Below are 13,956 nucleotides of genomic sequence, written 5' to 3'. Positions count from 1 at the left end.
GTGACTTTGATGGAAGAAGAAAAACGGATGATAGAAAATTACGAAGTGAAACACACCGTACACCTTGGAGGCGGCGAGGTAGTGCTGGCGGAGGATGCCGCTGCCGCCCAGCCGTTTCTGGTATGCGACTGCGCCTGGGATAACCCGTTCAGCGTGGATGTTTACACCAATATCGCGGTTGGAACGGATTATCTGAACGCGATGAAGGAATTTGTCAGCCGGGTAAACCGGCGTGTTGCGCAGATTGAGCAGGAACGCGCCCAGCGCGGCATTTCCGCGGTTCCCCTGACCGGTGAGGACTGCATTCCGGGGAGTCAGCACGGGGATTACACCAACCAGCTGATTGTGATCCGCCCGGAGCGGTTAGCGCCTGCCGCGCGTACCGCCGACCATCAGCTGCTCCTTGCTACCGGGGGCAACGGCTGCTCCCCGGACGCTTTGGGAACGGCGGTATTCTGCCAGAACCTGTTTACCGGCGAATCCATGCGCTGGGAACGGTATCATGTGGCCGGTGTGATCCGGCCCGACCGTACCCCGCAGTGGGCAAAGGAAAAGCTGGCGGCTCTGCAAAAAAGCGAAAAAAAGCCGTCCCTGCTTGGAACGCTGGAGGCCGCAAAGAAAACAGCCGCACAGGAGCATTCATCATCAAAAAAGGAGGCAAAACGCAGGGAGCCGGAGCGATAACCCGGCTTCCCGCACCGCTTCGGAAGGAGGAACCCTATGGCCGGTAAAGCCGACAATACAAAAAATCAGGTGAAGGAAATCACCGACCGGCTGGAACAGGGCGTCAAAGACCTGTTTTCCGGCGACAAGTACCTGACCTACCTGCAAACCATGTCCCGGTTCCGCCGCTACAGCACCCGGAACACCCTGCTCATCTATATGCAGAAGCCGGACGCGACGCTGGTGGCGGGCTTTCAGGCATGGCAGGCCAAATTCGGCAGGTATGTGAAAAAAGGTGAAAAGGGCATTAAAATCCTTGCCCCCACGCCCTTTACCATACGAAAGGAACAGCAAAAGCTTGACCCGGATACCCGTATGCCCGTTCTTGACGCCAGCGGCCTGCCCGTCACAGAGGAGGTGGAGGTGCGCATTGCGCGCTTTAAGGTAATCCCGGTATTCGATCTGTCGCAGACGGACGGGAAACCCCTGCCCAGCCTGGTAGAGGATTTAATTGGCGATGTCAAGCACTACGAGGTGTTTTTGGAGGCGCTGCGGACGGTCTCTCCGCTGCCGATCCGGTTTGAACCGCTGGAGCCGGGCACGGACGGCCACTGCCGTATGGGAGACCGCATTTCCATCCGGGAGGGTATGAGCGAAATTCAGACCATCTCCGCAGTGATCCATGAAATCACCCACGCAAGGCTCCATGACCCGGAGCATACGCCCCCGGAGGACGAAACCGTCAAGCCCAAAGACCGCCGCACCGAGGAAGTGGAGGCCGAAAGCGTTTCCTATGCCGTGTGCCAGTATTACGGCATTGAGACTGCCGCCAACAGCTTCGGTTATTTAGCGGAATGGAGCAAGACACGGGAGCTAAAGGAGCTGAACGCTTCGCTGGATATTATCCGTAAAACGGCGGCGGAGCTGATTGACAGCATTGACGGGAACTTCCGTGCCCTCGCCAAGGAGCGGGGGATTTCCCTTGACTCACAGCAGCGGGAGGAAGCGCCGGTTCCCGCGCCGGATACTTCTTCTCCTTCCATAGAGGAAACCGTACCGTCTCCGTCCAAGCCGGAAAAGCAGTATAAATTAGGCTACGGGCATATGGGCAACGGTCTTACGGTATGGAACCGTCTGGAGGAACAAAACGGCGATTACGTTACGGTGGCCCATATCGGCGCTGACCGGAGCGTGACCTTCTATGATAAGGATATGCCGGAGGCGGTGAAAGCCGGGATTGAAAAAGTGGCCAGGACATCGGAAATGAGTGTATCCGCAACTCAGGATACTCCTGTGTTCTCCGTACCGCCCATACCGGATACGCCGAATATACCGGAGCTTGATACGGCATCGGAAGTGCTCGCTCCCGTGCCGGAAACCGCTTCCACACCCGAACCGGAACAGGAGGCTTCGGAGGAGGACGGTCTGCTACCCGATCCTGCCATCGGTCTGTCCGAACGGGATTTATTCGGCTATACCGATCCTGCCATGCTCCCGCTGCTGACCGGGCGGGCGCAGGAGCTTTTTGACGCCGACCACACCATTTATATGCTGTATCCGGACAATACCGAGGCTATGGTATTTGAACGGGAGGAAATTGCCGGGCATGACGGTATCTTTGGCATGGAAGCCGAGGAATGGCAGGCGTCGCGGGAATTTGGGCAGATGAAAAATTCCGCCCGAAACAGTGAAGCCTCCCGGGAGGCCGATCTGTTATACGGCAGCGGAGACCGCTTTGGCATCTATCAGTTAAAAGACGGCGACGCACTGCGTTATCACCGCTGGGCACATTTTGATGAGCTGCAAAAAGGCGGCATGACCGTTGACCGTGCCAATTATGAGCTGGTTTATACGGCACCGCTTACGGAGGGCACCACACTCGGGGATATCGTAGAAACCTTTAACATTGATCATCCAACTGATTTTCACGGACACAGCCTGTCTGCCAGCGATATTGTGGTTTTTAAAAAGGACGGCGAAGTCAAGTCCTTCTATGACGATGGCGGCCCCTTTGTGGAACTGCCTGCTTTTATCGGTAACGAGGGTTTGGACAAAACATATACCCATTCTGGGAATATGCCCGAGCACTCCGATCCGGAGCCACCGCCCTCTGTTGCCGAGCTGGAAGCGCAGGTCAAGGCCGGAAAACAGATATCCCTTCTCGATCTGGCAAACGCGGTCAAAAAGGATGCGGAGCATATCCGCCATAAGGAAAAGCCCTCGATTCTTGCAAGGCTGCAAGAGGGGAAGAAAGCGGCGAACAATTCGGAACAGAAAGATGTACCCAAACGAAGCAAGGAACGGGAGGTATAAGGTATGGATGAATTTATGGTATACAAGGAATCGGTGGATACGGCACGGCAGAATGGAGAGCTGGAACAATACCGGGAAAGCAAACGGCGCAATAAAGATTGTGCCAAAGCCATTGATCAGGCCATTTCTGACAGCAATTACGAGCTGTATCATTACGATTTAAAAACTGCCGCACAGACGGTGGTTTCACACTACGGTCTTGACCGTGTTTCCTGGGTCTTGGCACACTTTGTCCAGCAGCATGAGTATGACGGACGTTATTCCCACGCGCATAAGCAATGGGCAAAGAGTTTTTCCCTTCCTCATAAGGACACGGAATTCTATATTCTGAATTCCCACCCTACTGTTTTGGACGGCTTCCTCAACCGGCTTTTGGAATTGGAAAATGAACTCAAGCGGATTGCGGAGCATATCGTTCAGGAGGGAACGCAGAACACCGCCCAGGGCAACTGGATCATGGGCTTTGACGAATTTCCTCCCGAATTGGGCGGAGCGGATTTCATTGCGGCCCATCAAAGGGACATTCTGCGCCTGCTGGAGCGGACGGAGGCGGTTGCAGACGTTACGCTTTCTGACAACGGCTTTGATGTATGCTATTACCTTGATTACTGCCCGAACGCGGAACGGCAAGAACCGGACAGCCCGGAAAAGGTTCCTCCCATTCAGGAAACCATGCGAAAACCCTCCATTTTGGCGCAACTGGAGGAGGGAAAAAAGACAGCGGCAAACAAAGTGGCGCAGGCCGGGGATACCCCAAAGCGCGGCTCGGAACGGGAGGTGTAGAACATGGGGTTTACCATGGAGGAAACGGGCTTTATGGCCGTCTTTGATATAAGCGGCCGGAGCAGGCTGCTTTCGGGAATACGGGAAAGCCTGCCCGATTTACGGGAACCGGAAATGAAGGAACTGGCAAACAGCGTTCTTCACAGGCTGGAAGCCATGACCGATCAGGAGCTTGCCGCCCTCGACCTGGCTCCCGGTTACGATTTTTAGCGGAAACGAGGTGTAATAAGCATTGGCAACAAAATATCAACTTTATTCCCACATGGCGAAACGGATGGCGGAGAGCGTCACGCAAGGGCGGGAGGGCTGGACGGACTTTCTGGACACGGCGGCACGGCTGTACCGGTATTCCTTTCCCGACCAGCTGATGATTTACGCCCAGCGCCCCGACGCTACCGCCTGCGCCGCCATTGAGGTCTGGAACCATCCCATGAACCGGTGGGTGCGGCGCGGCTCCAAGGGCATTGCCTTACTGGACGATACCGGCGACTTTCCGAAGCTGCGCTACGTGTTTGACGTATCGGACACGGAGCCCGCCCATGAAAAAGCGCAAAGGCCGTTTTTGTGGGAGCTGCGGCCAGAGCACCACGCGCCCGTTCTGAATGCGCTCGCCAAAACCTATGACGAGGTGGAGGACAGCCTGCCCGACGCCCTTTACAACATTGCGTCCCAGCTGGCGACGGAGTATTATGAGGATAACGCCCGGGAGATCGGCTATATGGCGGAGGACAGCTTTCTGGAGGATTACGATGAGCTGAACCTGAGCGCGGCCTTCCGTCAGGCGCTCACCGTCAGTATTGCCTACAGCCTGATGTCCCGCTGCGGACTGGACACGGATGCCTATTTTGCGGACGAGGATTTTTTTAAGGTTTACGATTTCAATACCCCGGCTGCCGTTACTGCGCTGGGCACGGCGGTCAGCGATCTGTCCGAACAGGTATTAAAGGACATTGGAACCATTATTAAAAGTTATGAGCGGCAGAGGGCCGCGGAAAGGAGCGCCGAGCATGAGCGAAAAGACCGCGCTGACCTACAGCCGGGTGGGGGATTATCTTCTGCCCGATCTGATTTTAGAGGAACAGGCATCGCCGGTACGGGAGAAGCCGCTGGGCAAATACGGCAGGATGCGCCGCAGATTTCTCAGGCAGCACCGGGCTATGTCTTACAATTCCCTGCTGCTGAGCGGAGAGCTGTATCCCCATCTGAGGGAGACCGACCGGACGGCGGAGGAACGTCTGGAGCAGATATTGACGGAACTGACCGGGAAGAACCCGCCTCCCGACAAGGAGAAGGAGCAGATGGGCTGGGTACGGCACATGAACAGCCTGAAAGCCCAGGCGGAGGAACTGCTGCTGGACGAACTGATTTACATTTAAAAGAGAAGGAACCCGAAGAAATACCGCCCGAGCAGGAAGCCCCTGCAACGGGCGGTATTTCTTTGCCCGAAAATGAGCAGAAACCCGTATCCGAAACATATTCCCAAGCTGGGAATATGCCGGAGGAACAGCCCCGCCCCATTCCGGCTGCCCTCCCTGCGCTGACCGACACGCTGGCCGGAAGCTTTCTTTCCGCTGCCGAGCTGGACGCGATCCTGCGGGACGGCGGCAACGGCAGGAACACCCTGCTGCACATCACGGCCTATTTTCTAAAGGGGAAAATCCTTGAGGAAAACGCCGAATTTCTGGCGCGGGAATACAAAAAAGGCGGCAAGGGCTTTCAGTTTGGTGAAAAGCAGGTTTCCGTCTGGTTTGACGATACGGGGCTGACCTTTGGGCGCGGCAAATCCGCGCTTTTTGCCCGTGAACAGCTGCATCTCACCTGGGAACAGGCCGCAGACCGCATCCGGGCGCTGCTGGAATCCGGGCAGTATGCCGCTCCTGACACCCTTGACGAGGCGCTTTACAACGAGCATCAGGAGCTTGCCGAACGGCTGCTGTTCTTTTACCGGGACGATCTGCGGGATTTTCGGGAAATGCCCGAGGGCTGGCGCTCTGAAAAGGGCGGATTTCCCGACGACGCCGCGCAGGTGCGGGAACTGCTCCGTGACAAGGCTGAATACGGGGAATATCATCTGATCCGGGAACGGCTGGAGAAAGATATCGCGGCGCTTTTAGCGGAGAAAGATCCTCCCGGACGCCGCTGGCACGACCCGCACCGCCTGCTGGAGGATGTCCGGGATTTAGGGATTGCCCCGCGTTCCTTCCCGGCAGGGGAACCTCCTGTCCTGGGCTCTCTGCCCTTTATCACCGAGGATGAGGTGGACGCCTATCTTATCCGGGGCAGCTCCTATCAGGAGGGCAAATACCGGATACTTTCCTTTTTCCTGCACGACCATACGCCCAAGGAACGGGCCGACTTTTTAAAAAAAGAATACGGGCACGGCGGCAGCTCCCACGCCCTGTCCGGTGCCGACAACAGCTGGGCCGACAGCGAGTCGGGAAAAGGCATTACCTTAAAGCGCGGCGGACTTTCCAATCCCTACGACACCGTGAAGCTCTCCTGGAGCGCTGCGGAAAAACGTCTTGACAAGCTGATCCGGAGCGGACGGTATATGACCCGCCGCGAGCTTGACCGTATCCGGGATTATGAAAAGGATATGCTGGCGCGGCATGTGACCAATTTCTACTACAACATGCCCCAGGAGTTTGAGCGCCCCTATCCGTCCTCTCACGATTTTTTTGACGAGGAAGGAAAACGGTCTGTCCGCGCCATGCTGGACGATCCGGAAAAGGCGGCGGGCATCCTTGCCGCCATGAAGCCCATCCTTGCGGGCACCCACGAGGACGACCGCTACTATGACCTCCGAAAAACGGGCTACGAAAACCTCAGTGCCTATCTGGAGGGGAACTATCACCTGTTTCCGAGGATAGAGACGCTGACCGCCCCGGAGACCGCAGCAGCAAGAGCCCGCGTCACGGAGCCGGTTACCCAGCCCTATACCCAACTGACCCTGTTCGATCTGCCCCAGCCCATCCTTCCCGGTGAGGAAGCACAGCGGGCGGTAATCGTGGAAAATCAGAAGGAAGCAGCGCAGCCTGTTCCCCTTGCCACGGAGTATATCTCCCAGGAGGAAATGGACACGCTGCTGCTTTGCGCGATAGAAACACCGGAGCGATACGACCGGCTGGCCGCCTGCTTTGCGGAGCGTCCCCGTTCCAAAGAGGCCACCCAGCTGGTCAGAGAGCTTTACGACGGCGCGTACCTGACAGACCGCACGGACGGAGCCGAGGGCTACCTGGGGCTGTTGGGAAGCGACACCGGAATCGTCTTTTCCAAGGGAGACCCTAAAACCGTATCCCTGAGCCAAAGGCGTCCGGCAGCGACGCTGGAGCTTTCCTGGGCCAAGGTTCACCGGCGTGTGGCGGAGTTATGCCAGACCGGACGTTTTCTGGAGGAACGGGAGCGCCCGAAGGTCTTTTTCAGCCCTGAACGGCTGGTGGCCTACCGTGTGGGCGACGCCGTGGACGCGCGCTCCGCCGATGACATTCTTGTGCGGCTGGAAATCAGTAGCGTCAGCAGGGATTATGTCTTTTACACCCTGCCCGGCGAATCAGAGCAGGAGCCGGTGGAAATGTTCCGTTCCCGGTTTGAGGGCTATCTGGACGACGGGCGGTTTACCGTTGCGGAGCCGGGTGAAAAGCTGCCGGAACCGGAACAGGCCGAAACCGTACCGGAGGAACAGGAAGCATCGAAAACACCGGACGAAACACTCCCGGCAGACGCTGTACCGTCTGAACCGACTGCGGATGCAGAGCCGCCGCCGCAAAAGGAGCCGGATACTGCTTCTTCCGAAACCCAGGAAAACCCGGAGCCGCAGCAGGCCGCCCCTTCCCAGGGACGAAGCTATGCCGTGGGCGATACGGTTTATCTGGACGGCGACGGCAGACCCTACCGCATTGACCATATCGGAGATTACGATATCCGCTTGCAAGACCCCTCTCTGCTTTATCCCATTTTCCGCGCGGAAAGCCGGGAGCGCTTTGAACAGCTCTTATCCCGCAATCCGAAAAACATTGCCTTTACCGAATATCTTTCCGCTGATCTGGACAATGCCCACGAAGATTTGCGGGATGTGCTGGAAAACGGCCTGCTGCCCGGTACGATTGGCACTTCCCTTTTACAGCTGTTTTCTGACGGCGCACCCAACTCCGAGGTGGAAAGCTATCTAAAAACCCTTGCCGGGGAAGCCGAAACCATGACGCTCAATACCGGCGAAACGGCGGACTATTTTGCCCAGCCTGCCGCGCTTGTGATCGATGTGGCGGGCCGCTTTATTTCTCGCTACACCTTTGCCTGGGGAGAGACAGTCTACGTTCTCCGGGGCATTTATGAGCGGGAGCAGGAGCTGTTCGGGCGCTCCGTGTCCGATCCGGTAATATCGGAGCCGGTGGCATCCCCGCCCCAGGAAGAAGCACGACCGGAGCAGGAACCCTCCGGGGAGCCGAGCAAACCCGAACCGGCAGCACAGACCAGCACGGACGAATCGGTTATCCTCACCCGAGAGGCAATCGAATATATCCGGGAGCAGCTGCAAAATCCCACCCCCGACGCCATTGCCCGGATTGAGGGACTTCTTGCCGGTGCCCGCAATACAGCGGGACAACAGGAACCGGAAGCCGGGACACACGGCTCGGAACCGCCTGCGCAGGAAATTCTGTTCGAGTCCCAGGCGGAACCTGCGGAAACCGGATTAGAAGCACCACTCCTTCCGCCGCAGGAAGCGGAGCCGGTTACGGAGGATACTGCCGAGCCGGAAATCACTCAGGCTGACATTGAGGACGCGCTGATCCGCTGGAACGGAAGTCTGGACAGCAAAATCCTTGTCTGCCAGTATGTGCGGGAAAATGCCCGCGCCCGCGGTACAGCCGCTTTTCTGCGGGAGGAATACGGCGGGGAGCTGCCCGCGTTTTTAGTAACCAAGGACGGCGCGGAGCCGGTCAATCTTTCCTGGCCCGCCGTTCAGAAGAACATCGCCCGGCTGATTGAGGCCGGGCGTTTTTTAACGCCCGGGGAAGAAGCCTATTACAACAGGGAGTACATGGATTTTGCGGAGGAAGAACTGCCGGAGCTTGACGAACCGGAGCAGGAAACAGAAATCCCCGCAGCCGCTGTGCTTCCTACCGCTAACTTTCGCATCACCGACGACCATCTTGGAGAGGGCGGCCAGAAAACAAAGTTTGGCTATAACCTTGCCGCCATCCGCACCTTAAAGCAGATCGAGGAAGAACACCGCTACGCCACTCCGGAGGAACAGGAAATCCTCTCCCGGTATGTGGGCTGGGGCGGTATCCCCCAGGCGTTTGACGAAAACCGTGACGGCTGGCAAAGGGAATACGCCGAGCTGAAGGAACTGCTGACCCCCGAAGAATACGAAATGGCGCGGGCTTCTACCCTGAATGCCCACTATACGTCGCCCACCGTCATCAAGGCCATGTACACCGCGCTGGAACAGCTGGGCTTCCGGAAGGGAAACCTGCTGGAACCGGCCTGCGGTGTGGGCAATTTCTTCGGCCTGCTGCCGGAGAGCATGAAAAACGCCAGACTCTACGGCGTGGAACTGGACAGCATCACGGGACGGATTGCGGGGCTTTTGTATCCCGGCGCCGATATCAAGGTAACAGGCTACGAGCAGACCCAAATGCCCGACGCTTTCTTTGATGTGGCGGTGGGCAATGTTCCCTTCGGCAATTACCCGGTCATGGACAAACGATACCGGCAGAAATTCCATATCCATGACTATTTTTTCGCAAAAACCTTAGACCAGGTGCGTCCGGGCGGAATCGTTGCCTTTGTCACGAGCCGGTACACCATGGACAGACGAAATCCGCAGATCCGCAAGTACCTCGCACAGCGGGCCGAGCTGCTGGGCGCGGTGCGTCTGCCAAACAACGCCTTTAAAGCCAACGCGGGCACCGAAGTCACCGCCGACATCCTGTTCTTGCAGCGCCGCGACCGGATCATGGACATTGAGCCGGATTGGGTGCATTTAGGCTTCACGGCGGACGGCATTCTCGTCAACCGCTATTTTGAAGAGCATCCCGAAATGGTGTTGGGCAAAATGGAATACGACGACCGGATGTACGGCGACCGCAGGGAAACCACTTGCAGCCCCATCCCCGGAGCCGATCTTTCCGGACAGCTTCGGGAGGCCATGGAACACATCCGGGGCCAGCTTACCGAGCCGGAGCTTGACGATCTGGAGGGTGTGCAGGACGAAGCGATTCCGGCAGACCCGAGTGTACGCAATTTCAGCTTTACCGTAGCGGACGACCGGGTATACTTCCGGGAAAATTCCAGTATGTACCCGGTAGACCTGCCGAATGCCACTCTTGACCGCATCCGGGGCATGGTGGAGCTGCGCGACTGCGTTCATGCGCTGATCGACCTCCAGATAGAGGAATTCTCCGAGGCGGACATTCAGGAAAAGCAGGCGGAGCTAAACCGCCTGTATGACGCCTTTACCGCCGAATACGGCCTGATTAACGCTACCGCCAACAGCCGCGCCTTTTCCGCTGATTCCGCGTACTTTCTTCTTTCCTCCCTGGAAGTCCTGGACGAGGACGGGAATCTTGACCGCAAGGCGGATATGTTCACCAAGCGCACCATTAAGCAGAAAACCGTTGTTACCTCCGTGGATACGGCAAGCGAAGCACTGGCGGTCTCCATCGGGGAGCGCGCCTGCGTGGATATGGAGTTCATGCGGCAACTCACTGGTTTTACAAAGGAACGGCTGGTTTCCGACCTGACCGGGGTTATCTTCCGCGATTTGGGAGACCAGCCGCCGGAGACCATCCCCAAAGCCTTTTATGACCCGGAGAAGCTGCCTTTTGTCACTGCCGACGAATACCTCTCCGGAAATGTCAGAGACAAGCTACGTCTTGCCAAGGCGCTGGCCGAAATGCGGCCCGACCTTGCAGAAGCGCTTGCGCCGAACATCGAAGCACTGGAAAAGGCGCAGCCCAAAGACCTGGACGCTTCGGAAATCTCCGTTCGGCTGGGCTCCACCTGGGTGGATAAGGAATACATCCAGCAGTTTATGCTGGAGCTGTTGCAGCCGTCGTACAACCTGCGCAATAACTTAAAAGTCAACTATTTCCCCTATACCGGCGAATGGCAGGTAGCAGGCAAGGGGCGGGTTCCCTACAACAACATTCTGGCTACCGTTACCTACGGCACCGAGCGCATGAACGCCTATCAGATTCTGGACGATACCTTAAATCTGCGGGATGTCCGGGTCTATGACACCAAGTACGAGGACGGCAAGGAAAAGCGTGTCCTGAACAAGAAGGAAACCACCCTTGCCCAGCAGAAGCAGGAAGCGCTCAAGCAGGCATTCAAGGATTGGATTTGGAAGGACGCCAGACGCCGTCAGGAGCTGGTGCATCTGTACAACGACCGGTTCAATTCCACCAGGCTCCGGGAATATGACGGCAGCCACATTAATTTTTCCGGCATCTCTCCCGAAATCACCCTGCGCTCCCACCAGCTGAACGCCATCGCCCATATCCTCTACGGTGGGAACACCCTCTTAGCCCATGAGGTGGGCGCGGGCAAGACCTTTGAAATGGTGGCGGCCGCGATGGAATGCAAGCGGCTGGGCCTTTGCCAAAAGAGCCTGTTTGCCGTACCCAATCACTTAACCGAACAGTGGGCGTCGGAGTTTCTGCGGCTATACCCCTCCGCCAACCTCTTAGTGGCGACGAAAAAGGACTTTGAAATGCGCAACCGCAAGAAGTTCTGCGCCAAAATCTCCACCGGCGATTACGACGCGGTGATCATCGGTCACAGCCAGCTTGAGAAGATCCCCATGTCCGCCGAGCGGCAGGAGCGGCTTCTGCGGGAGCAGATTGACGAGGTGATGGACGGCATTGACGAGCTGAAACGCTCCCACGGCGAAAACTTCTCCATCAAGCAGCTGGAAAAGACCCGCAAATCCCTGGAAGCGCGGCTGAAAAATCTGCTGGAGGGCAAGCGACGGGATGATGTCGTCACCTTTGAGCAGCTTGGCGTTGACCGGCTGTTTGTGGACGAGAGCCATTTTTTCAAGAACCTCTTTTTACACACGAAAATGCGCAACGTGGCGGGGCTTTCCACCTCCGATGCGCTCAAATCCAGCGACCTATTTATGAAATGTAGGTATATGGACGAGTTGACCGGCGGCAAGGGCATTATTTTCGCCACCGGTACGCCCATCAGCAATTCCATGACCGAAATGTACACCATTCAGCGTTATCTCCAGTATGACCTTTTGGAGAAGAAAAACCTGACCCACTTTGACGCCTGGGCTTCCACCTTCGGGGAAACCGTAACGGCCATCGAGCTTGCCCCGGAGGGCACCGGCTACCGGGCGCGGACGCGCTTTTCCAAGTTTCACAATCTCCCGGAGCTGATGGCCATGTTTAAGGAAGTGGCGGATATCAAGACCGCCGATACCTTAGACCTGCCAAGACCGGAAGCCCATTATGAGACCGTGGTGGTCAAGCCCAGCCAGCTACAGCAGGAAATGGTCAAGGAGCTGTCTGACCGTGCCGCCGCCGTTCATGCCAACCTGGTTGACCCCACCGTAGACAATATGCTCAAAATCACATCCGACGGGCGCAAGATTGGGCTTGACCAGCGCCTGATGAACCCCATGCTGCCGGATGATGAGGACAGCAAGGTAAACGCCTGTACGGAGAAAATCTACCGGATATGGAGAGACAGTAAAAGCTCACGGCTGACCCAGCTGGCGTTCTGCGATTTTTCCACACCGAATAAGGACGGGCGGTTCAATGTCTACGACGACATCCGCGACAAGCTGGCCGCCAGAGGCATCCCCTCCGGAGAAATGGCTTTTATTCATGAGGCCAATACCGAAGCGCGGAAGAAAGAGCTGTTTGCCAAGGTGCGCCAGGGCAAGGTGCGGGTGCTGTTCGGCTCCACCTTTAAGATGGGAGCCGGAACCAATGTGCAGGATCGCCTGTACGCACTGCATGATCTCGATTGCCCCTGGCGGCCGAGTGATCTGGAGCAGCGGGCCGGTCGTATCGTGCGCCAGGGCAACAACAACCCTGCGGTTTATATTTACCGCTATGCCACGGAAGGGACGTTTGACGCCTATTTGTGGCAGACGGTGGAAAACAAGCAGAAATTCATCAGTCAGATCATGACCAGCAAATCCCCTGTCCGCGCCTGTGAGGACGTGGACGAAACCGCCCTTTCCTATGCGGAGATCAAGGCGCTGTGCGCCGGGAATCCGCTGATTAAGGAGAAAATCGACCTGGATATCGAGGTGGCGCGTCTGCGCCTGCTCCGGGCCGACCATCAGAGCCAGCACTACCGCTTAGAGGACGATCTGCTCAAATATTACCCCGAAAGCATTGAGGCCGCCAAAGGCCGTATTACCGGTGCCGGGAAGGATTTGGAGCGGTACAACGCGAATCTCCCGAAAGCCCCCGCCGCCGTACCGGAGGCGTCCAGCCCGCAGGCTGATATGGCTGAGGGAACCGCACCGGCACCGCCGCCATTTCCTACGATGACGGTGTTAGGCACGGCATACACCGAAAAGGAAACGGCGGCCAAGGCGCTGCTGGAAGCCTGCAAAACCGTGACCGGAAAGGAGGCCGTAAAAATCGGCTCTTATTTGGGCTTTGACCTGAACCTTTCCTTCGACAGCTTTTACAAGAAGTTCAACCTGACCATGAAGGGCGAACTCAGCTACTCCGTGGAGCTGGGAACGGATACCTTCGGCAATATGTCCCGGATCAACAATACCCTGCGCACAGAAATCCCGGAGCGGATCACGTCCTCCAAAAACCAGCTGGAGAGCCTTTACCAGCAGGTGGAGGATGCCAAAAAGGAGCTGCAAAATCCCTTTGCACAGGAGCAGGAGCTGACCAACAAGGAAACACGTCTGGCTTTTCTCAACGCGCAGCTCAACATCGACAGTGCCCCGGAGCCGGTAACTGAACCGGAGCAGACGCAACTGCGGCAGGTGGCCTATGCCAAGGACGCAAAGCCGTCCATCCTGGAAAACCTGCGCTCCGGCACAAACGGAGGAAAGAACCGGGAAACCCAGGACAAGGCGAAAGGCCATGACATCACCATGTAGGGAGAATGGGAAAATGTAAGGAGAACAGGTACAAAAACGCCTGCCGCCCGAGCGTTGATTTGCCGGGCGGCAGGTGTTTTTGGCTTCCATTCAGTGGAAAGGAGCTG

5 protein-coding genes are annotated in these 13,956 nt (G+C 57.1%); all 5 read left to right on the top strand.

Annotated elements, in window-relative coordinates; translation table 11 throughout:
• Positions 1-9 precede the first annotated feature (9 nt).
• From OXPF_RS07640 to OXPF_RS07620, 5 genes are read left to right on the top strand one after another with little or no spacing between them, the layout of a single operon-like run.
• Complete coding sequence (locus OXPF_RS07640; RefSeq protein WP_054874607.1) at positions 10-684, top strand: hypothetical protein; 675 nt, start codon at positions 10-12, stop codon at positions 682-684.
• 36 nt (positions 685-720) lie between these two features.
• Entirely contained in the window at positions 721-2,976 is a 2,256-nt protein-coding gene (locus OXPF_RS07635; protein WP_054874606.1) for a YodL domain-containing protein, read from the top strand.
• Between the two features lie 3 nt (positions 2,977-2,979).
• Complete coding sequence (locus OXPF_RS07630; RefSeq protein ID WP_054874605.1) at positions 2,980-3,759, top strand: DUF3849 domain-containing protein; 780 nt, start codon at positions 2,980-2,982, stop codon at positions 3,757-3,759.
• A 3-nt stretch (positions 3,760-3,762) separates the two neighbouring features.
• Complete coding sequence (locus OXPF_RS07625) at positions 3,763-3,969, top strand: transposon-transfer assisting family protein (RefSeq protein ID WP_054874604.1); 207 nt, start codon at positions 3,763-3,765, stop codon at positions 3,967-3,969.
• Positions 3,970-3,991: 22 nt separating this feature from the next.
• On the top strand, positions 3,992-13,849 hold the full coding sequence (locus OXPF_RS07620; RefSeq protein ID WP_054874603.1) for an SNF2-related protein: 9,858 nt from the start codon (positions 3,992-3,994) through the stop codon (positions 13,847-13,849).
• Positions 13,850-13,956: the final 107 nt, after the last annotated feature.

This window comes from Oxobacter pfennigii, from assembly GCF_001317355.1.
Classification (GTDB): Bacteria; Bacillota; Clostridia; order Clostridiales; family Oxobacteraceae; genus Oxobacter; species Oxobacter pfennigii.
Note: the sequence above shows the minus strand (reverse complement) of the source record. Positions and strands in the feature narration are given on the sequence as shown.